At 38.0% G+C, this 22304-nt stretch carries 20 protein-coding genes and 1 pseudogene; 17 read left to right on the plus strand and 4 right to left on the minus strand.

All coding sequences use genetic code 11. From position 1 onward, the window contains the following. Positions 1-434: 434 nt before the first annotated feature. Together FJR37_RS11695 and FJR37_RS11700 are read left to right on the plus strand one after the other, a co-directional pair. Positions 435-1097: a class I SAM-dependent methyltransferase gene (locus tag FJR37_RS11695; RefSeq protein WP_168466089.1), complete on the plus strand. Its 663-nt coding sequence runs from the start codon at positions 435-437 to the stop codon at positions 1095-1097. 13 nt (positions 1098-1110) lie between these two features. Further along, positions 1111-1536: a DUF29 family protein gene (locus tag FJR37_RS11700; protein WP_039203621.1), complete on the plus strand. Its 426-nt coding sequence runs from the start codon at positions 1111-1113 to the stop codon at positions 1534-1536. Between the two features lie 218 nt (positions 1537-1754). Here FJR37_RS11700 and FJR37_RS11705 read toward each other — a convergent pair whose 3' ends face one another. The 3 genes from FJR37_RS11705 to lepA all read right to left on the minus strand — a co-directional run bounded on the left by FJR37_RS11705 (position 1755) and on the right by lepA (position 6373). Then, complete coding sequence (locus tag FJR37_RS11705; RefSeq protein WP_168466090.1) at positions 1755-3107, minus strand: (Fe-S)-binding protein; 1353 nt, start codon at positions 3105-3107, stop codon at positions 1755-1757. Positions 3108-3167: 60 nt separating this feature from the next. Beyond that, on the minus strand, positions 3168-4454 hold the full coding sequence (locus FJR37_RS11710) for an FAD-binding oxidoreductase (protein ID WP_168466091.1): 1287 nt from the start codon (positions 4452-4454) through the stop codon (positions 3168-3170). Between the two features lie 107 nt (positions 4455-4561). Continuing rightward, positions 4562-6373 (minus strand): translation elongation factor 4, encoded by a 1812-nt coding sequence (gene lepA, locus FJR37_RS11715; RefSeq protein ID WP_168466092.1) that lies wholly within the window; start codon positions 6371-6373, stop codon positions 4562-4564. Between the two features lie 305 nt (positions 6374-6678). Between lepA and FJR37_RS11720 the strand changes: the two genes are divergently transcribed. Both FJR37_RS11720 and FJR37_RS11725 read left to right on the plus strand, forming a co-directional pair. Continuing rightward, positions 6679-6915: a hypothetical protein gene (locus FJR37_RS11720; RefSeq protein ID WP_027400711.1), complete on the plus strand. Its 237-nt coding sequence runs from the start codon at positions 6679-6681 to the stop codon at positions 6913-6915. 151 nt (positions 6916-7066) lie between these two features. Next, positions 7067-8557: a GAF domain-containing sensor histidine kinase gene (locus tag FJR37_RS11725; protein ID WP_168466093.1), complete on the plus strand. Its 1491-nt coding sequence runs from the start codon at positions 7067-7069 to the stop codon at positions 8555-8557. 149 nt (positions 8558-8706) lie between these two features. Here the strand turns inward: FJR37_RS11725 and FJR37_RS11730 are convergent, their stop codons facing one another. After that, positions 8707-8955, minus strand: a complete 249-nt coding sequence (locus FJR37_RS11730; RefSeq protein WP_027400712.1) for a TIGR02450 family Trp-rich protein — start codon at positions 8953-8955, stop codon at positions 8707-8709. Positions 8956-9594: 639 nt separating this feature from the next. On the opposite strand from FJR37_RS11730, the gene bchL reads away from it, so the two are divergent. The 13 genes and pseudogenes from bchL (at position 9595) to FJR37_RS11795 (ending at position 22302) form a co-directional block, all read left to right on the plus strand. Continuing rightward, the gene (gene bchL / locus FJR37_RS11735) at positions 9595-10461 is read left to right on the plus strand and encodes a ferredoxin:protochlorophyllide reductase (ATP-dependent) iron-sulfur ATP-binding protein (RefSeq protein WP_039203628.1); all 867 of its coding nucleotides are present in this window, start codon (positions 9595-9597) and stop codon (positions 10459-10461) included. A gap of 26 nt (positions 10462-10487) precedes the next feature. Further along, entirely contained in the window at positions 10488-11294 is an 807-nt protein-coding gene (locus FJR37_RS11740) for a DUF5331 domain-containing protein (RefSeq protein WP_039203629.1), read from the plus strand. 152 nt (positions 11295-11446) lie between these two features. After that, complete coding sequence (locus FJR37_RS11745) at positions 11447-12850, plus strand: ferredoxin:protochlorophyllide reductase (ATP-dependent) subunit N (RefSeq protein WP_168466094.1); 1404 nt, start codon at positions 11447-11449, stop codon at positions 12848-12850. A gap of 174 nt (positions 12851-13024) precedes the next feature. Beyond that, positions 13025-14296, plus strand: a complete 1272-nt coding sequence (locus FJR37_RS11750) for a hypothetical protein (RefSeq protein ID WP_217355250.1) — start codon at positions 13025-13027, stop codon at positions 14294-14296. A 523-nt stretch (positions 14297-14819) separates the two neighbouring features. Then, positions 14820-15152 carry a hypothetical protein gene (locus FJR37_RS11755; protein ID WP_039199218.1) on the plus strand — a complete coding sequence of 111 codons (333 nt, stop codon included), beginning with the start codon at positions 14820-14822 and terminating at the stop codon, positions 15150-15152. Then, a complete protein-coding gene (locus FJR37_RS11760; protein WP_168358672.1) occupies positions 15121-15369 on the plus strand; it encodes a hypothetical protein in 249 nt (82 codons plus the stop codon). Before FJR37_RS11755 ends, FJR37_RS11760 begins: the two co-directional genes overlap by 32 nt. A gap of 20 nt (positions 15370-15389) precedes the next feature. After that, on the plus strand, positions 15390-15863 hold the full coding sequence (locus FJR37_RS11765; RefSeq protein ID WP_168466095.1) for a DUF29 domain-containing protein: 474 nt from the start codon (positions 15390-15392) through the stop codon (positions 15861-15863). A 33-nt stretch (positions 15864-15896) separates the two neighbouring features. After that, a pseudogene (locus FJR37_RS11770) lies at positions 15897-16202 on the plus strand (hypothetical protein); the annotation flags it as partial. A 131-nt stretch (positions 16203-16333) separates the two neighbouring features. Continuing rightward, positions 16334-16567, plus strand: coding sequence for a DUF2442 domain-containing protein (locus FJR37_RS11775; protein WP_235334783.1), 234 nt, complete (start codon positions 16334-16336; stop codon positions 16565-16567). A gap of 650 nt (positions 16568-17217) precedes the next feature. Further along, entirely contained in the window at positions 17218-20484 is a 3267-nt protein-coding gene (locus FJR37_RS11780) for an ATP-binding protein (protein ID WP_168466096.1), read from the plus strand. A gap of 371 nt (positions 20485-20855) precedes the next feature. Next, positions 20856-21284 carry a hypothetical protein gene (locus FJR37_RS11785; RefSeq protein WP_168466097.1) on the plus strand — a complete coding sequence of 143 codons (429 nt, stop codon included), beginning with the start codon at positions 20856-20858 and terminating at the stop codon, positions 21282-21284. Between the two features lie 70 nt (positions 21285-21354). Further along, complete coding sequence (locus FJR37_RS11790; RefSeq protein ID WP_254434568.1) at positions 21355-21639, plus strand: hypothetical protein; 285 nt, start codon at positions 21355-21357, stop codon at positions 21637-21639. A 60-nt stretch (positions 21640-21699) separates the two neighbouring features. Then, complete coding sequence (locus FJR37_RS11795; RefSeq protein WP_168466098.1) at positions 21700-22302, plus strand: hypothetical protein; 603 nt, start codon at positions 21700-21702, stop codon at positions 22300-22302. Positions 22303-22304 lie beyond the last annotated feature (2 nt).

A 22304-nucleotide genomic window follows, 5' to 3' on the forward strand; every position in this document is an offset into this window, starting at 1 on the left:
CCAGGATTTTCAGGATGGGTAATTGGTAATTGCGAAAATGCTGTAAACTAACCATCTAAAGAAGAGCATAAAACAACATCTTTAAAATATCCCAACTTCTAAGAATCACAACTTCCTCAAAAACAATCTTTAAATCACATCCTGTAAATCCTCAAATCCTGGATATCCTGATTCAGACTAAAAAAATCACCACTTCCCAAAAACAATCTTTAAATCACATCCTGTAAATCCTCAAATCCTGAACATCCTGATTCAGACAAAAAAATCACCACTTCCTCAAAAACAATCTTTAAATCACATCCTGTAAATCCTCAAATCCTGGATATCCTGATTCAGGATTAAAAGAGGATTTGGGGGTTGACATTTGATTTTAAATTTGTTATCATGAGACTGACAAGGAAGAATTATCATAAAATAATTAATAAATATAAATCATGTCAAAACAAACCCTGGGTTTAGAACAAAACCTATACGATTATTTGCTTTCAATTTCCCTGCGCGAACCAGCTATTTTAACCCAACTGCGTCAAGAAACCGCTCAAATACCCAGGTCTATCATGCAAATATCTCCTGAACAGGGGCAATTTATGGCATTATTAATTAAGTTAATAGGAGCAAAAAAAACCTTAGAAGTTGGTGTATTTACTGGCTATAGTTCCTTAGTAGTAGCTTTGGCTTTACCCGCAGATGGTAAAATAGTCGCCTGTGATGTTAGTGAAGAGTATACCAGTGTAGCTCGACGTTATTGGCAAGAAGCGGGAGTAGCTGATAAAATTGATTTGCATATTGCCCCAGCTTTGGAAACATTAGATAAGTTATTGACAGCAGGGGAAGCGGAAACTTTTGACTTTGCGTTTATTGATGCTGACAAAAGTAACTATGATAATTATTATGAGCAATGTCTTGAATTAATTCGCCCCGGTGGACTAATTGCCATTGATAATGTGTTGTGGTCAGGTAAAGTTGCAGAAACAGAAATACAAGATAATCAAACTAATAAAATTCGGGCTTTGAATCGCAAATTACATCAAGATTCCCGAATTACCTTGAGTTTAGTTCCCATAGCCGACGGATTAACCTTAGCGATGAAAAATTAGGAAAATCAACCACATGGAAGAACTACTTACCCTCAAAGAACTCCTACACCAAGGAAATATCACAGAAGCCTTATTAATTGTCGAAGAATTAGAAGAAATGAGCAAATCTGATAAACTGAATAAAATATTTAGTTATGGCATCATTTTACTTCTACACTTAATTAAGCAATCTGCTGAAAATCGCACTACTAGGTCTTGGAATCTTTCTATTCGCAATTCTGTCAAACAAATCCAACGCAGTAATTCCCGTGAAAAAGCAAAAGGAACTTATCTGAGTGAAACAGAATTAGCAGCGACTCTAGAAGATGCTTATGATTTAGCCTTAGAAAAAGCAGCAATTGAAGCTTTTGAAGGTCAACATGAAGCAGAAGAATTAAGCAAATTAGTCCAACAAGAAGAGATCATAAAAAAAGCAATGAACTTAATTTGGGAACGATAAATAATATTAGATATAATAGGAGGGAATTAACCGCAGATGGAAGAGGATAGACGCAGATAAACGCAGATAAATTTGTACTTCATTAGATTAAGAGGCATTGCTGAATTGATGTATGAAAGTAGAAAATTCCATCTCTTGAACTCTTACTCTCTGTGCCTCTGCGTCTCTGCGAGAGATAAATTCATACTTTTATTCAGCAACGCCGATTAAGAAATGTTCTAAATCTCCAACTTATCACCCCGAATAGCATAATCTAATAATTCCATTGGGTGCATCACAGAAATAGTCTTCCCCTGCAAATATTTACTAATTTGCAAACTACAACCAGGGTTAGGGGAAGCAATTAAATCAGCACCAGTATTTAATAAATTCTGGGCTTTTTGTTTACCTAATTCTTCCGCAACTTCCGGTTGCAACATATTATAAACCCCCGCGCTACCACAACATAAAGCCGCGTCTATGGGTTCTTTCAAAGTCACACCGGGAATTTGTTTTAACAGTTGACGAGGTTGGACACTAATTTTTTGACCATGTAATAAATGACAAGCATCTTGATAAACTAAATTGATATTTTTCTCAGTCAAAGGTGAAAGTTTAGCAGTTAAACCCACATTGGCTAAAAACTCCTGTGAATCTTTAACTTTCGCTGCAAATACTTTAGCTTTTTCGGCATATTCGGGATCATCTGCTAAAATATGACCATATTCCTTCAAAGTATGACCACAACCAGCAGCATTGATAATCACAAAATCAACATTAGTATCAGCAAAACTATCAATCATTTGTCTTGCTAATGTTTTCGCTTGTTCAGTTTGTCCTTGGTGTTCAGGAAGTGCAGCACAACAACCTTGAGACTTAGGAATTACCACTTCACAACCATTTGCAGTTAATACTCTTACAGTTGCTTCATTCACACCAGAGAAAAACAGTCTTTGCACACATCCTAAAATTACACCCACGCGATATCTTTTTTCACCCTTAGCTGGGATGATATCTGGTAAATTATCCTGAAAAGACTTAAGAGTAATTTCCGGTAAAATAGATTCCATAGCTGCTAACCGGGGAGATATAGCCTTAATTAACCCAGTTGCTTGTAATACCTTAGAAATTCCTAACTTTTGATAAACTAATAAAGGAAAAAGTAAAATTCTTAAAAGATCAGGATTAGGAAACAGAGAAAAAATCAATTGTCGAACTAACTTATCAGGTAAACTGCGGTTATAATTTCTCTCCACCTGATGTCTAGTAGCCGAAATCAACTTATCATACTGGACACCAGAAGGACAAGTAGAAACACAAGCTAGACACCCCAAACAAGAATCAAAATGTTCAACAGTAGCCGTATTTAAAGCAATTTCACCCTCATTAATAGCATCCATTAAATAGATACGTCCTCTAGGTGAATCCATCTCCTTTCCTAATACCCGATAACTAGGACAAGTAGACAAACAAAAACCACAATGAACACAACTATCAATTAACTTAGGATCAGGTGGACAATTACCATCAAAACCCTTTAAATTCTTAATACTAGCAGTATTATTATTCACCGAACCTTCCGAAACTTGCATTTATATTCCTCCCCTCTTAACCTCTGTGACCTCTGTGCCTCTGCGGTTCGTTTATTAAACTTAAATCCCACCCACAAACCGACCAGGACTTAAAATATTTTGAGAGTCAAACTGTTCCTTAATGCGGCGCATTACCTGCAACCCATTACCAGTATACCCCCAAACATCAAACCTTTCCTTTAACTCAACAGGTGCAGATAAAACACTTAAAAAACCAGAATTTGCTGCACATAAATTCCGCAAAGGCAAAATCTGATCTTGATTTTCTAAACGCACCAAACCTAAACCACTACTAATATGAATTAAACCGACTTCTATTTGATTGATAATTTCCACAGCAGCAGTTGGTAATAAACCTATTTTGCAGGTAATCGTAGATTCTGAAACATGAGAATGTATTTGTTCTGGTAATCGTTGCCATAAATCAGCTTCATGATTTCCTGAATAAATTACCCCATGTAAACCCAGCTTTTCGCCAATTGCTAATAGTCGTTTGCACTGTTCTTGGACACTTTCGCTAATAGTTTGAAAACGGGCAATTAAGCCTATTCCTGTCCCCAAATCCAAATTAGTAACTAACTTACTTGATAATAAATCTGCTTGGGTTGGTGTTAATTCCGAACCTTGTAAAGTTCTTACTGCTTGGGATATAGCTTCTGGCTTCCCAGTTAATATGACTGTTCCCGAAGTTTCAGGAATCGGATAAACTCGAAAAGTGACTTGGCTGATAATTCCTAATGTACCGTAAGCGCCAGTAAATAATTTCATTAAGTCGTAACCAGCCACATTTTTTACAACTCGTCCCCCAGCTTTGGCGATTTGTCCATCTGCACGAATAAAAGTTATACCTAAAAGTTGATCACGCACACCGCCATAACGTTGACGCAGAGAACCTGTATCAGCAGTAGCAACGATACCGCCTATGGTAGCAGAATCAGGAAAAGCCGGATCAAGTGCTAAAAATTGGTTATGTTTACCTAAAATCTCTTGAAGCTGGGCGAATTTCATCCCTGCTTCCACTGTGACAGTTAAATCACCAACTGCGTGTTCTATGAGTTGGTTAATCCGTTCGGTGCTGACAATAATATCAATATTTTTAGCTAAACCACCCCAATTGATTTTACTACCGCTACCACAGGTGAGAACGCGCCATTTATGACTGTTGGCGATCGCTATCACTGCGGCTAATTCCGCTTGGCTGTGGGGATAAATCACACAACTGGGGTGGCTTTTGGAGTCTATCCCTTGTTGGATATGATGCTGTTGGGTGGGGGTAAGATTTTCCCACGATATAATGGAGGTTTCAGGGCTGAGAATAGAAATTAAGGTAGATGCTATGGAATTCATCAGTCTGTTTTTTATATCCTTTTTAATTAATTTAATATGAATTGTATTTCGCACAAAGGAACAAAGTCATAAAATTAGGGCGGGGAAACCCCACCCCTACGTGACAATTAGCCTTTATCTAACCGCAGTACAGCCATAAAAGCTTCCTGGGGTACATCTACTGTACCTATAGCTTTCATGCGTTTTTTTCCTTTGGCTTGCTTCTGCAATAGTTTCTTTTTGCGGCTGATGTCGCCACCGTAGCATTTAGCTAACACATCTTTTCGCATGGCGGGGATATGTTCACTGGCGATAACTTTTGCGCCAATGGAAGCTTGAATGGGGACTTTGAATTGATGACGGGGAATTAGTTCTTTGAGTTTTTCCGCCATTGATCTACCGACATTGTAGGCTTTATCTCTGTGAACGATCATGGCTAGGGAATCCACTGGATCACCGTTAATCATGATATCCAATTTTACTAAAGGATTTTCTCGGTAGCCAATCAGATGATATTCCATACTGGCGTAACCGCGAGAACGGGATTTCATTTGATCAAAAAAGTCGGTAACAACTTCGGCTAAAGGCAATTCATAAGTGAGTGTGGTCCGTCCTTGGGTGAGATATTTCATATCTTTGAAGATACCGCGACGGTTTTGAGACAACTCCATTAAAGAACCAACGTAGATTTCGGGAGTAATCATTTCTACTTTGACGTAGGGTTCTTCAATTCTGTCGCGCTCATTGGGGTTAGGTAAGCGGCTAGGATTATCAATGTACAGTTCTTCCCCTTTGATGGTGACGACTTTGTAAACCACTGAGGGGGCGGTAATGATTAAATCTAGGTTATACTCACGCTCTAAGCGTTCCTGGACGATTTCCATGTGCAGTAGTCCCAAAAACCCACAACGGAAACCAAAACCCATTGCACTGGAGGTTTCTGGCTCATACTGTAATGCGGCATCATTGAGTTCTAGTTTTTCTAAGGCTTCCCGCAAGTCTTCAAACTGATCTGCGTCTATGGGGAACATTCCACAAAATACCATGGGATTGGCTTCTGCGTAACCAGGTAAGGCTTCGGTGGCTTTGTTTTTGCATAGGGTAATGGTATCTCCTACTCTGGCATCAGCTACGGCTCTAATCGCTGCACCTAAATAACCTACTTCTCCGGCATGGAGTTCTTCAACTGGCTTTTGGGTGGGAGAGAGTACGCCTAGTTCCTCAATGACATATTCTTTACTCGATGCCATTAAGTAGATGCGATCGCCTTTTTTGACAGTTCCATCCATGACTCGGAAATAAACAATTACACCCCGGTAACTATCATAGTAACTATCAAAAATCAGCGCTCGCAGGTTTTCATTTACAGTGTCAGCGGGTGGGGGAACTCGTTCGACAATTGTTTCTAAAATCTCAGCAATGCCAATTCCCTCTTTCGCTGAAGCTAAAATTGCACCACTGCAATCTAAACCAATAATTTCTTCAATTTCGCCAATTACTCGCTCTGGTTCTGCTCCTGGTAAATCAATTTTATTTAAAACTGGGATAATTTCTAGATTACTCTCTAGAGCTAAATACACATTTGCCAGTGTTTGCGCCTCTACGCCTTGGGACGCATCCACAACTAATAATGCCCCTTCACAAGCCACAAGGGAACGGGAAACTTCATAGGAAAAGTCTACGTGACCAGGAGTATCAATTAAATTGAGAACGTACTGCTGACCATCCTTGGCAGTATAATTCATCCGGGCAGCTTGCAGCTTAATTGTAATGCCGCGCTCCCGTTCCAAATCCATGTTATCGAGAAACTGCTCTTTCATCTGTCTATCTTCTACAGTCCCAGTAGCCTGTAGCAAACGATCTGCGAGAGTTGATTTCCCGTGATCAATGTGAGCAATAATACAAAAGTTGCGAATGCGATCTGCGGGAACGTCAGTCATATACCATCTTTGCTCTAAAGCAAACCAAAGTGAAAGCTATTTACTTCATGTATTTTAACACAAACAGCAGAAGTCCAAGGAACAGGGAACAGGGAACAGGGAACAGGCAGGAAGCAAAAATTAATTACCCATTACCCATTACCTCTTCCCCATTCCCTGCTATGACAACTTACGCTATTATTTAGAATCTGTTTCTAGCTCCTAGTGTTGATGACTCAGCAGTTTACAATTGAATACACTCAATTATAAATATCATAACTGCTGGACAACAGTTTCAATAAAACTATTTCAAAGTATTTAAACCCATGAATATGCAAGAACAACCCAATAGTGCAGATAAAAAACGCGCTGAGAAGACAGAAATCGCTCTTAATCTAGATTCTGAATTAATAGAGCAAATTCAACATCTAACTAATGATCCCAGTAAGGTGATTGAGGTAGCTATTCGTCAATGGTTACGGGGTGATTTTAATAGAGATGATGAGTTAACACGTACCCCTCTACGAACACCTGTTCCCCCCCGTGGTGAATGGAATGATTAAACCGACTTGACAGGTATCAGCTAATAATAAGAAATGTAAAAATTAATCTCTTAAATGCCAGAAAAGTCAAAAATCTACCCTTGAAAAATGTAAAACCTGTAAAAGTTTATGCCAGAATTTAATTTCTCAAAATCTGGAATCTAGTAATTTTATGAGCGATCGCTCATCAGCAACTCTGGGAGCAGAGTTAGTATATACTCAAGATGCCTCTGGACGCTATTTGACTTTTTATTGGCAACACAGCCAATACTTAGAGTGTGATCCCCAGAAGATAGTTGATGTCCTCAATGAAAATGATAGCTTTGCTCCAGTAGATAAGGTTGTTTATCTAGAAAATTTACACCGGATTTTGAGCAGTTCTGTGCCAGAAAAGGTGAAATACTGGTTTAAATGCCCGAATATCGAATTATTAGAGTTGGAGTTGACAATTACGCCGATTCTGCCGCAATTTGGTCAGCCCACAACTACAGTTTTGGTAATAGGTAGGTTGTTACCATCAAAAATTAATCCTCAAGATGTGAATCAGGCACTTAAACCGCCAACAGCGCTTGAGTTAGCTTTGCGATTGCAGCGACATCAAAAGTTATTAAACAAAATCACCAGAAATATTCGTCGGACACTGGATTTAGATGTTATTTGGCAACAAACAGTTGATAGCTTGGGAAAAAGACTCAACCTAGAACGCTGTATTATTTGCCCTTATCAACCCCCTAATACCAAGGTTCAGGTAATTGCGGAGTATCATCAACCAGAGCAAATTTCTATTCTTGACTCAGAAATAGATATATCTTCTGAGCCGGCTTTTGCTCAAGCATTAGCGACTTTAGAGCCTGTGGTGATGGCAGTTTCATTTAATCACCAATCTCCACAGTCTCAATCTCTGGTTGTTGCGACTTGTTACAAAGACAAAGCTAATGGTTTAGCTGCTCTTAGTTTTGTTGATGAATGCCATCCACTAACACAAGCAGAATTAGAATTAGCCAAGGAAGTGGCAGATCAGTTAGGAACAGCGATCGCTCATGCTACCTTATATCAAGAACTAGAAGAATCCCGACAAAAAGCTCATGAATTATCTTTGCATCTGTTAAATATCCTCAATGATATTTTGGACTTTGCTAAAATTGAAGCAGGTAAAATGGAATTAGACTGTTCACCAGTCAATCTCAAAGAATTATTTGATGACGTTGAAGGCTTTACCCGTCAGCAAGCGGAGGTGAAAAATATTAGTTTTCACATGGAAATGCCTGCAATTTCTGATGCAATTATTGTTCAAGGCAACTATAAGAGATTATTACAAGTAATGCTAAATTTAGTAGGTAATGCTATTAAATTTACCCATGAAGGTGGTATTACTATCAGTGCTGATTTAATACCGAAAAAACACCCTACAACAGTCAAAGTTCGCGTTGTTGACACAGGTATTGGTGTTTCCTTAGATAAGCAAGATAAGCTATTTCAATTATTTTCTCAAATTGATGGTTCTCGGACTCGTCACTATGGTGGTACAGGTTTAGGACTCACAATATCCCAAAAGCTCATAGAAGCAATGGGTGGTGAGGTACATTTTTATAGTCTAGGTGAGGGACTTGGTTCAACAGTGACTTTCACTGTGCCACTGTATCAACAACCATTGATGGTTTAGAAGAGGCAAGAGGCAAGAGGCAAGAGGCAGGAGGGAAGAGGCAAGAGGCGGGAGGCAAGAGGCGGGAGGCGGGAGGCAAGAGGCAAGAGGCAAGAGGCAGGAGGCAAGAGGCAAGAGGCAAGAGGCGGGAGGCAAGAGGCAGGAGGGAATTAATGGTTTTCGATAGAGTTTATTTCTTGTAGGGTTTGCCAACCGGCGTACCATTGGGAATTATCTTGTAATAATTTAGCATTTAACCAAAAGCGTACTTGAGGATCACAAGCTGCTACCATTTCCGCATATACCCATTTACCCTGATTTTTGCGGTTAACAACCTGAAAATGTCGCCAACCATCAACTTTTTTTTGTGCAGTCCATTTAGAACCCAGCAAGTAAGGAAATTTTTGTTTTTTAGTCATTTGTTCGTTGTCAATGGTTAAGAACTTGCTTATCTTCCCTGTTCCCTGTTCCCTGTTCCCTGTTCCCTGTTCCCTGTAAAGTTTTATATCAGATATTTTATAATTTAATAAATATTTACTAATCCAGGAACAATGGTAACAAAAAGGGAAGCGATCGCTCATAAAATTTCTTTATTGCCAATTTTACGCCTGAATCAGAACACCCGATTTACCTGATCCCCAAATCTCACCTTTATTTTCAACCGACCGTTGACAATGCTTTTCTGGCTGCACACACCGTAAATACCAGCAATATCGTCAAGGGTTACAAGAGTAAGCAAATATTATGGAATAAATAGATTTTTATATATGGATTTTTTTTGTCTTTTGAAACTATTTTTATAAAAACAAAAGATTAAAACTTTAAAAAATAGAATTTTTAGCCATTTAAGACTAATAAATGGCTTAATACTTTAGAAATAGAATATTTAATCACTTAAATAGCTGATATCAGCACCTTTCAGATTCTGGTCCCCTTTCCTTTCCAGAGAATTTGCACAATAATGACACTCAAGCACCTCACACATCCCCGAATCAATGTAGATACAGGCAAATGTTTGAGCTAAGAGTTTGTAAAGAAACTATAAGAGAGGTACAACAATGAAACTAGCAGTTTACGGAAAAGGTGGAATCGGCAAATCTACAACCAGTTGTAATATCTCTGTAGCTCTGGCTAAACGAGGTAAAAAGGTCTTACAAATTGGCTGTGATCCCAAACATGACAGCACCTTTACCCTGACTGGGTTTTTGATTCCCACCATTATTGATACCTTGCAAGAAAAAGATTATCACTACGAAGATGTTTGGCCAGAGGATGTAATTTACAAAGGTTATGGCGGTGTTGATTGCGTTGAAGCAGGTGGACCTCCAGCCGGTGCCGGTTGTGGTGGCTATGTAGTTGGGGAAACAGTCAAATTATTAAAAGAACTTAATGCTTTTGATGAATACGATGTAATTTTATTTGATGTCCTTGGTGACGTTGTTTGTGGTGGCTTTGCCGCACCGTTAAATTATGCAGATTATTGCCTAATTGTTACAGATAATGGTTTTGATGCTCTATTTGCAGCCAACCGGATTGCTGCTTCCGTTCGGGAAAAAGCTCGGACTCACCCCTTGCGTTTAGCGGGATTAATCGGTAATCGTACCTCCAAGCGGGATTTAATTGATAAATATATAGAAGCCGTGCCTATGCCTGTTTTAGAGGTATTACCTTTAATTGAAGATATCCGCGTTTCCCGCGTCAAAGGCAAAACTTTATTTGAAATGGCAGAGTCAGATCCTTCTCTAAGCTACGTTTGCGACTACTACCTGAATATTGCTGATCAAATTCTTGCTCAACCCGAAGGTGTCGTTCCCAACGACTCTCCTGATCGTGAACTTTTTTCTCTATTGTCAGATTTTTATCTCAATCCAGTAAAAGTTAAAGCCACAAATGCTGAAGAGGAATTAGACTTGATGATTGTATAAAACATTTTACCTCTCAGGATGGACTTATGGCTTTCTTTGATAGTTTTACCGATTCGATCAAACAAAAGTGGCTGCAATTCTTTCAAGCCAATCGTGAATGGATTACGCTCCAAATGACTGTTGAATCAGTTTATACCCCTGATGGCGGCAAGCGTCCGTCTTCTTACCTCATCCTGGGAGTCATCAATGCTCTAGAACCAAAATTAGCCCAGCTAATGTTCCCTTTTGCCAAACTGAATCCAGATGCGGATATTTTAATTGAAGTTCTGGATTTGCATTTTGACCCTGATATTGCCCTTGGTAATCGTCTCAGCCCCACAGTAGAACCAGAAATGTACTCTCGTCTGTCGGCTGTGGTGGCAGATATGCCTGAATCAGAATCTTTCTCAGTCACTGGGATCAATCTGAATAATTTGGGAAACGAGACGCAAGCCACTTGGGCTATAGATAGAGATCATGAAGGTTTTGGTGGTATTTCTTTATCCGATGAAGGTGTTTCCCATCACTCAGAAGCATCATCCAGATTAGAAGCAATGGGTGATTTTGGTCATACCTCCTTTAATCCGATGTCTTTAAGTGATGAAGACGCTTTTGGAGAGATACCTGATAATGCTTTTGGGGAAATGACCGAAAATGCTTTTAGTGGACTGAATCTATCTGAAGATAATTCTTTGGATGAACTAAATACATCTGAAGAAAATGGATTTGATAATGTAGTTTCAGACATCTGGGGTGATGAAACTTCGCTGCATAATGGTGACGACAATTTGGAAGAACTACCATCTGAAGTTTTTAATGAATCAGAAATGGCTCGTCTCTTCCCTAACAATTAATTGTTGAAAGCAGAATTTAGGTGACAGGTGACAGGTGACAGGTGACAGGGAAGAAAGTAGGGGGAAATGAATAACCCAATCATCAATCACCAATCACCAATCACCAACCATCTACTTTCCAAGTTAAAAAAAATTAAAGGGAGAATATTAATATGACTGTTGCTCAACAGCCTGAAGCTTTAAATTTTGAATGTGAAACCGGAAATTATCACACTTTTTGTCCTATTAGCTGTGTGGCTTGGTTATATCAGAAAATTGAAGATAGTTTCTTTTTGGTAATTGGCACGAAAACCTGCGGTTACTTCCTCCAAAATGCTATGGGGGTGATGATTTTTGCTGAACCTCGCTATGCTATGGCTGAGTTGGAAGAGGGGGATATTTCGGCACAGTTGAATGATTATGAAGAATTAAAACGTTTGTGTGAACAAATTAAACGCGATCGCAATCCTAGTGTAATTGTCTGGATTGGTACTTGCACAACCGAAATTATTAAAACCGATTTGGAAGGTTTAGCACCTAAGTTAGAAGCTGATTTAGGTATTCCCATTGTTGTCGCCCGTGCTAACGGACTCGACTACGCATTTACCCAAGGAGAAGACACTGTGTTAGCCGCTATGGCTCATCGTTGTCCTGAAAAGTCTCCAGTGTCGGAAACTGAAAAAGGCGAGCGTAACGCTATTCAGAAACTGATGAATTTCGGTAAGAAAAAAGAAGACATCGCTCAAGATGAATCTGAGTATGTAAATCATACACCTTTGGTGCTGTTTGGTTCTTTGCCTGACCCAGTTGTCACCCAATTAACCTTGGAACTGAAAAAACAAGGGATTAAAGTTTCTGGTTGGCTACCCGCAAAACGGTTTACAGAATTACCTGTAATTGAAGAAGGGTATTATGTCGCTGGTGTCAATCCTTTCCTCAGCCGCACTGCTACAACCTTAATGCGTCGTCGCAAGTGTAAACTCATTGGCGCACCATTCCCCATTGGTCCTGATGGTACTCGCGATTGGATTGAAAAAATCTGTTCTGTATTGGGAATTACTCCCCAGGGTTTAGATGAACGAGAAGCGCAGATTTGGGAAAACTTAGAAGAATACGTGCAATTAATTCGCGGTAAATCTGTGTTTTTCATGGGTGATAATTTATTAGAAATTTCCCTAGCGCGGTTCTTGGTGCGTTGTGGCATGACTGTTCAAGAAATCGGCATTCCTTACATGGATAAACGCTATCAAGCTGCTGAATTGGCTTTGTTAGAAAAAACTTGTCAGGAAATGGGTTCACCTTTACCAACAATTGTCGAAAAGCCCGATAATTACAATCAAGTTCAACGGATTTATGATTTAAAACCTGATTTGGTAATTACTGGTATGGCTCATGCTAATCCATTGGAAGCACGGGGTATTAATACTAAGTGGTCTGTGGAGTTTACTTTTGCTCAAATTCACGGTTTTGGCAATGCGCGTGATGTTTTGGAGTTGGTAACTCGTCCTTTAAGAAGGAATAATAATTTGAAGGATTTGGGTTGGGATAAGTTGGTAAGAGAAGAAGCGAAGATTTAGGTTTTTTCGGAAATATTTAGGGCGGGCTTTTTAGTCCGTCCTTTTTTTTGCACGCAGAGACGCAGAGGCGCGGAGAGGAATGTTAGAGTTGGTGGATTAGTTTTCAGTAAATATACTGTTCAAATTGTGCTTGTATTCAATTATTTTTGATTCTAAGAGTAATTTACCCATTAAATGGCTGTGAAAAAAGATCAACAACAGGATTCAGAGTTTGAATTTACCCATAATTCCGTGATATCAGGACAAGAAACAGAGGACACTTCTCAGATAACTGATAAATTAGAATCTACATCTGCTCAGGAGTCTGTGATATTAGAACAAAAAACTCTACAAAATCCACAAATAGGAGCAGATAATACAGCTACTTATGTCGCAAAAACTGACAGAATTAGAGCTATAAGTCAGTTTATCAAGTCAGTAAGTCCTTATTTGTGGGCTATTATAATTCTCGTTGTTATTATCCCACTACTAGGCAGAGGTTTCATAGCAAATTCCTATCAAAAAGGTGTAGTGACTTCAGGTAACAGTAAATCTTCGGTAGTAGTTATTCATAAACAATCTGATTGGAACAAAGTTGATGAGTCCATTGTAGCTGCTATCAAAAATGCAAATACTACTGCCGAAAATTTTGCGTCAACAAAATTAGATGATTGGGTTGATGAATTGATGATTAATGTTGATGGTAGTTTTTTAGATTGGTATTTTAATTACTTCAATCAGAAAAAGCTTGAATTCAGCGTCCCTTTTGTTTGGGCTTCTTCGGCTGTTACTCATTGGGTAGATAGCGATAAACCATCTCCAGATCAAGTAGTAGCAGAGAAAATGATTGAGGATTTTCAACTAGAATTTGCCAAGCGTGTACTCAAACCTAAAATTGCTCAATTTGCACTTGAGAGGATAACAAGTGATACCGTAAAGGTGTATGTCTCTCAATTAGAAAAAAATATTTCTAGCATTGAAAGTAGTTACAATATACCTCAAGGACAATGGGACAGTTATCTCAATGATATTGCCATCACAATTAATCAAAGTGAAGGGGTTGCTTCTAACCTAACACTTAAAACATTAGTAGGTGGCGGTAGCTACTTATTTGTTAAAGCAGCAATTCCTCTGGGAGTAAAGATTGGAAGTCAAATTGCTGCTAAGTTTGCGGGTAAAGCCGGCGCAAAAATAGCTGCAAAAACTGGTGGTGCTATCGCTGGTAAGATAGGCGCAGAACTTTTAGATCCTATTGTTGGTGTAGGTATTGTAATTTGGGATTTGTGGGATTACAATAACACGGTAAGTGTTAATAGACCAATTTTACGAAAATCAATTTTAGAGTATTTACATGAACTCAAGGCTTTACTACTTGATGAAAATCGTGCAAATGGAATCATGGCATCAATTAATGAGTTACAAGATGGGATTTTAAAGTCAGTGCAATCAGCTAATCATCCTGTTTAATTGATTATATGTCTGTGTTGGGTTTTGCTACAGGGGAAACGCATCTTATCAATAAGGGTGATTCAATCTCAATAATGACCAAAATATTCGCATTAACGACCACTTATTGACAATACTTTAGTCCATCACTATGATCCTGAAAAAATCAATCAAACGATAAATAGGGATTTATTGGTTTATACATTAAAATGGTATTTTGTCAATAAGATTTAGATGCGTTTCCCCTGGGTTTTGCTATGACTTAACCCAACCCAATTTTTTATAAAAAACCTACAAAGAGTGTTAGCGAAGCTCTAAGAGGATGTTTTAAAAGTGGTATTCCGTAATTTTCGTCACATTGCTACCCCCCTTTCCCCTTGTAAAGGGGGGAAACAATAAAAATCCAGTTCCCTCCCCTTTACAAGGGGAGGGTTAGGGAGGGGTAAAAAATATTTGATACATCAACCATAACTTTTAAAACACCCTCTAAGTAGCGATCGCAATTTAGTTATATAATTAAGGATTAGGAACTGTAATTAATTAAATGAGTGGGATAGAGAAGGAACTAACTCTAGACACTAGACATATTGCCAAGCATCTCCCAGATACACCACAAATGCAAAGATTATTGCGGCGAGAAGGGTTTGTTCATGTTTTTAACGATGAAGCAACAATGCTCAGGGTAGCACAAGCCATAATAGAAAATGGCGAGTTCACGGGTATCATTCGTAATAATGAACGATATGGACTCTATTTTGCCAGCGCAATTGGCTATAGAATAGATATTAATGGCAGTCAAATTCCTCTGCATTATGGTGAAATAAAAGTCACTGGAGATAAATATCATGTCATTCCCCGCACCCGACCTAGCCAATAACTGGCAGTTTACAGAAATATGGGTTGACCCTACCTCTGTACCACCCTACATTTTGATGTTGCTTGGTGATGATAAAAATAATTATTGTATTTTAGATCCTACGGAAAAATACAAAATAGTTTTTGCTTGTTCCAGTTATGAAGAAGCAAAACTTTGGCTACTTGAGGATGAATATGAGCGTGTGGAAGGTCGAGTTTTAGCGGAACAGGTAGCTTAATTTATTTAGCAGGATGCTATATGAACCATCAACTATATGAACAAGATTTTAATCTGTGGCGAGAAACTCTCATTACACAGATCAAAGAAAAACATTTTAATGATATTGATTGGGAACATTTACTATTAGAACTGGATAATATCGGTAAATCGGAAAAACGGTCTTTCTTGAATAATTTAACAATTTTAATTGCTCACTTACTCAAGTTAACTGTTCAAGCTGATGCTCCTGAAATGATGAAAGGAAGTTGGTACAGTTCTATTACTGAACATCGGTTTAGAATTAAAAAAGATTTACAAGAAAATCCTTCTTTTAAGAATTATCTGCATGAAGTAATTTTTATAGCTTATGCTGATGCTAGAAAACTGGCAATTAAAGAAAGCAAAAATGCTAAGTTGGGAGTGAGAAAACCAGATGAATCAGAATATCCTCTTGATTTACCTTTTAGTTTAGAACAGTTACTAGATGAAGATTTTCATGGAGATATGTTATAATACTAAGTAATTGGACAAAAATATTTACAGTCATTACAGGGTAATGCTTTAATTCAGGTAAAACAGGCGATTTATGATTGTTTGAAAGCCAATAATTATGACCCAAAAACATTAAGTCATAATCGCCAAAGTCCTTATGTTTTAACTGAGGAAACGGGTATAAATTTAGCTTTGTTATTTCAGACGATTCAACCACTTTCTAAACCTGAAAGAATTGCTAATATTGCCCAAGGTATCAAAGCAATGAGTTATGAGGAATCCCATTACTGGTTTGCTAAGATTAGTAATGGGAAGCGTAGTCAAGCTTTAAAAGCGATTAGGGTATTATTAGGAGATTGAGGTTTGTTAACTGTTGACTGTGGTGTAAGTAGGTTGGCGTTGAAAATTGTCGTTATGGCAAGGCAAGAGGCAAGAGGCAAGAGTGAAGAGGGTTTGGGCGATTTTACGTTTCTTTACACAGTTTGGTTTTATTGTGTTCACCTACTTATCTCAAATTTGATGATGGAAAAGAAGGTATTGTTGATGTTAGTCAATTAATTGAATTTACTGGAGTTTTTCAACCTTTAAAAGATTTAGATTTTTTTAAACCTGTGAAAGTTAACCCTGAATGGGGAACAATTTATTGGGATAATGGTGCAGATTTAGATCCAGATGTGCTTTATTCTGTAATTACTGGTGAATCTATTTCTAGCTGGCGTTGCTGAACTGAAGTATGAAATTGAAAAATCAATGATTTCAAACTCTTACTCTCTGCGACTGGAGCGCCTCTGCGTGAGGTAAAATCATATTCTGAATCAGCAACGCCAGAAGGAATAATAAACATTAATTCTGCACCTTCTGGTTTTGGTTCATATAGCGAAATGTTTTTTAATATTTGCGTGGTGTGTTGGATAAATACCGCAAAAATATATCCTCTTGATTTACCTTTTACTTTAGAACAGTTATTAGATGAAGATTTTTATGGAGATATGTTATAATACTAAGTAATTGGACAAAAATATTTACAGTCATTGCGAGCGAAGGGAAGCAATCACAACTCTGGCGATTGCTTGATTTCATTTCGTTCCATATGGCTAACGCCACGCAACGCTTACGCAATGACATTGTGTAATTAATTCTGTCTCACTACCTATCATTCACACCAGGGCGAACCGGGAGTAACTTGAAGCTGTGAATTTAAGCACAATTAGGCTATATTTGTGCCGGACTATACTTATAATTAAATACACGATAAATAGATCCCGTCGAGGATCTAACTTGTAGAGTATCACTTTGCCTCAGAGATAAAGGTGCTGTTGACAGTTAGCTGTTGACAGTCAAAAACTAAGTTCAAACCATCAATATATTTATTTCTATGCTGCCTTCCATCTTCAAAACCTGTATTCCCAGAGACGAAATTTTAGCAGGGGAACTCTCCCCAGAATTATTCGCAGCTAAATTACGCTTAGTAGTTGAAGGCACAGCCCCCTACGTCTACCAAGATCCGACAGCCTTTTTTGCTAATACTTTTCCTACAGATGGGTTAAAAACCCTGATTTCTGAAGTATTTGGACGATTAGGAGGTGCTGCTATTGGTTCTCCTATCATTCGCTTAGAAACCAGCTTCGGGGGAGGGAAAACCCATGATGAAATCGCCTTGTGGCATATCGCCAAAAATGGGCGGGAAATCCCTGGATTAGAGCGTTTTGTTGATAATATTAATTTAATTCCAGAGCGTCCAATTCAAGCATCGGCGATCGCTTGCCAAGATTTAGATCCAGTTAACGGTGTTTACCATTCAGATACAGGCATTACCACCTATACCCTGTGGGGAGAAATAGCTTATCAAATCGGTGGTGTAGCAGGTTACAGCTTACTCAAAGGTTCTGATGAACAACGAGTTAGCCCCGGCACTGTAGTTTTAGAACGCATTACCCAAGGGCAACCCACAGTAATTATTCTCGATGAAATAGCCCGTTATCTCAGGGCAGCTAAAGCCACAGTAGTTATTAATAGCGACTTAGCAGAACAAGTTGTCGCCTTTTTATTCTCCCTCATGGACTTGGCAGCAGCTTCTAATAACTTAGTCTTTGTTTACACCCTCGCTTCCTCCACTGACAGTTTTGGGGCAGAAACCACAGAAATTCGGGAAACCATTTCAGCCACAGCTAGACAAGAACGGATTCTCAAACCCAGTACCGATGTAGAAATTTACAATATCGTTAAGCAACGGATGTTTAACAGCATTGAAGCCAACGCAGCCAGTGATGCCGCTAAGGAATATCTGCAAACTTATAAAGCCAGTCGGATTGACTTACCAGATGGTTGCAAAGATGCCCGGTATGCCGAAGGGATTGAACAGAGTTATCCCTTCCATCCTGAACTATTTAGCCTATTAACCAAAAAAATCGCCTCCATTCCCAACTTCCAACGCACCAGGGGCGCATTACGCCTATTTGCTGGAGTTATACGTTATCTATGGCAAAACGTTCACAGTTCACAGCCAACAGCCAACAGTCAACAATCCCCAAATTGGATACCCCTAATTCACACCCATCATATCCCTGTCGGCATTGAAGAAGAAATTACCAGTGATTTGACTTCTCGACTGGGGAGAGAATTAATGCGAATCCCCATCCAAGCAGACATTTATAACCCAGATGGTAGAGAAGCATATAGCCAATTACAAGACGCAGAATGGCAAGCAGCCGGCAAACCCCCCTTTTCTACCTGGGTAACTAGAACCATTTTCTTACATTCCATTAACCAAGGAATTGCCGCAGGTATTCGTCGTCCTGAATTAAACTTATCCCTACTGACACCAGGATTAGAAATTGGCTTTGTAGATACTGTTTTAGACAGACTTACAGCAGTAGCGTGGTATTTAGAAGATGATCCGATTACCTTTATTGCCAGATTTAAAGAAGAACCATCACTCAATAAAATCATTTCCGAAGAAAAAGCACAAATTGGCATTACTGAAGCCAAAGACGAATTAAGAAAACGCCGGGATACGATTTTCGCGGCTAAATTCTTTAAATTAGTTTCAGCACCAATAAGTCCCGCCGATGTAGATGATGTTGCTGATAGCATAGCTTTGTGCATTATTGATTTTGATGATGCTGATATCTCTTCTACCACAGATGGACCACCTGCCATGGTAGAACGCATTTTTAACAACACTGGAGAGTCTGGAAAATTCCGCACTTATAGAAATCGCCTGTTATTTCTGATTGCTAATAAGCAAGAATTACAACGTGCCATTGAGAATGTGCGAGAATATCAGGCTATGCAAAATATTCTTAATTCTCCTAATCGTTTGCAAGATTTATCAGAAAATCAACAAAAACAACTCAAAGATCGTAAAGGTAAATTTGAATTAAATATTAGAGTATCCATTACTAATACCTATCGGCATTTATTTTATCCTGCCAATGATCCGGTGAAAGCCCCCAAGGGTTTAATGCACTATACTTTACCTGCCCAAGAATCTAGTGATATTAAAGGTAATAATCAACAGGATATTATTTTAAAATCTCTCAAAGATTGTCAAAAAATCCGTCAAGATGAAGCACAATCTTATGCACCAGCATTCATATTGCAGAAAGTTTGGCCAGCAGGGATAAATCATTGGACAACGAAAGCATTAAAAGAAACTTTTTTAAAAGATTTGAGTTTAAATATTTTCCTAGATGGGGAAATATCTAAATTACGAGAGACAATTCGCACAGGAATTTTAAATGGTAGTTGGGATATGAAAATAGGAGAAAAGGTATTTATTAAAACTGATGATTTGAAAATAGGTTTACCTGATTCCATAGAATTTTCTGAAAGAATAGAATTGTATCGTCGGGGTATTCTGCAACCACCCAAACCACGAGAAATTGAACTGAATGCCCAAGTTATGCCTAGTACAGATAAGTTAAAACCTGTGCGGTTAAGGTGGAAAGCATCTGGGGCATTAACAATTAAATTGTATCAAGAAAACACGGAAATTAATGATAGGGTGTTTCGTCCTAGTGATGAATATGAAACTAGCATTACCCAAACTACAATTTTTAAACTAGTTGTTGACTATGGTAATGAAGAAATAGTTGAAAAAGAAACTAAAGCCTCCATAATTATTTATGGTACTGGTACTTATGGTACTGGTGGAACTTCTTCTCCTGGTGTGGCAGAACCAGGAAGTTTATTTGCCGTCAAACCAGAAACATTTAATGCTGAAGGTACACATAATAGTGTATTTACTCAATTAGCTGATTTTATCAAAGATAATCAAGCCGAAGGCATTGAATTGTTAGAAATTTCAGTAGCAGAAGTAATGGACTACCGCAAGTTATTAACTGCCTTTCCTTTGTTGATGAAATTACCCCTGCAAATTGACCAGACAGCAAGTATAACCTTGGGAGAGCAATTTATTCGTTTAGAGTACCAAGGACCATATAAAGGGTTTAATAGTTTTCAGAATACTCTTAATACCTTATTGGGTAGTAAAGATGTGAAAGCAGATGTATTCTTGAAGTTAGAATTTAAATTTTTGTCACCAATTCTGCCAGAGGGAACAGAAATAAGTAATATCAAAAGTACCTTAAACCGAAATCCGGTGGATAGGTTGAATTTAATGGCGAAAGTAACTTATTAAGTAGGTGAACACAATAAAACCAAACTGTGTAAAGAAATGTAAAATCGCCTAAACCCTCTTCACTCTTGCCTCTTGCCTTTTGCCTTGCCATAACGACAATTTTCAACGCCAACCTACTTAGTTGACTTTAAACTGATGTGCAGCTAAATTGTATACAGCTTTTTTCAGTGTTATGAGGTATACCATTAGCGGGCAAGATGCCCGCACTACAAGGGTTTTATGATTTCAATTTGTACCTGATTGTAACGAAATATGCTGTAATTGAGAAATCCTGAAATTAAAGTAGTGCAAGCATCTTGCTTGCATTCCTTATCCGAATTAAACACACAACAGCTTAACAGTCAACAGTCAACGGTTAACAGTCAACAAATATGCAAGAATTTCAGTTGCGTGTAGTTTCCACAGAGAATAATAACTTTGTAGTAGAATTATACCAGTGTGCTTATAAAAAGGCAGGAGAGAAAAAACGTCCTTCTGCCAAGCGAATTGGTAGATTAAAGGGTAATGCTTTAATTCAGGTAAAACAGGCGATTTATGATTGTTTAAAGGCCAATAATTATGATCCTAAAACGTTAAGTCATAATCGCCAAAGTCCTTATGTTTTGAGTGAGGAAACAGGGATAAATTTAGCTTTGTTATTTCAGACGGTACAACCACTTTCCAAGCCAGAACGTATTGCTAATATTGCCCAAGGTATCAAAGCAATGAGTTATGAGGAATCCCATTATTGGTTTGCTAAGATTAGTAATGGGAAACGGAGTCAGGCGTTAAAAGCGATTAGAGTATTATTGGGGGATTGAGGTTTGTTGGCTGTTGGCTGTGTTTTGATTTTAAATTTCTAATTCAACGGATTAGTTTTGGAGATTTGCCATGAAAGTTACCATCAAAGATAGTCAAACACTCAAAACAGTTCAGCCTGATATTATACAAACACATTTACAAGCTACAGGGTGGCAGGAAACAGGAAGAATTTATGATGATGCTGGGGCAATTTGGCGTTTGAAAAAAAACACCGCAGATGAATATGAAATTTTGTTACCTCTTCAACATAATTTAGGAGATTATGCTGAAAGAATTAGCGATATTTTAAAAACATTAGAGATAGTAGAGAATCGTGATCAATTGGATATTTTAAGCGAATTTATTACCAATTAAATTGATCTCTAACTTTTGACTTGATTCAACAAATATGGCATTTTATCGAAGGTAATAATAATGGCTTACAGTGATTTTAAATTAAGTGAAATTATTCAGAAATTTGAATTGACATTAAACGAAGTATCAGGATTATTTGGAGATGTTGCAGAGGAAGAATCTAGTGATTTACTAACAACAATCCTCAAGGAAAACGTTGATTTGGCCGTTTCAATTAATACAGAAAAAGCCCGTTCTGAGATGATAATTAGTCCAATTTTACTGGAAGTAAGAAGAAAGTTAAATAATGAAATCAGTTTATTTTCTGGAGTAGATTTTAATGTTGATAGTCAACAAGGTTTAAATGGTTTTTGTGACTTCTTAATTAGTCTTTCTAAAGAACAACTTTTTGTTCGCGCACCTATAATTACTTTGGTAGAAAGTAAAAATGAAAACTTGAAATCAGGTTTGGCTCAATGTATAGCTGAAATGTTAGCTGCTCAATTATTTAATGAACAAAAACAAAATGCAATTAAGATTGTTTATGGTGCTGTGACTATAGGTACTATTTGGCAGTTTTTGAAGTTAGAAGATAAAACCATTTCTATTGATTTAACTGAATATTATATCAAGGATGTGAAAAAGATTTTGGGAATTTTAATCAGTGCAATTAAGCAGGAATAATT

The sequence above is a fragment of the Aphanizomenon sp. UHCC 0183 genome (assembly GCF_009712065.1).
GTDB classification, from domain to species: domain Bacteria; phylum Cyanobacteriota; class Cyanobacteriia; order Cyanobacteriales; family Nostocaceae; genus Dolichospermum; species Dolichospermum heterosporum.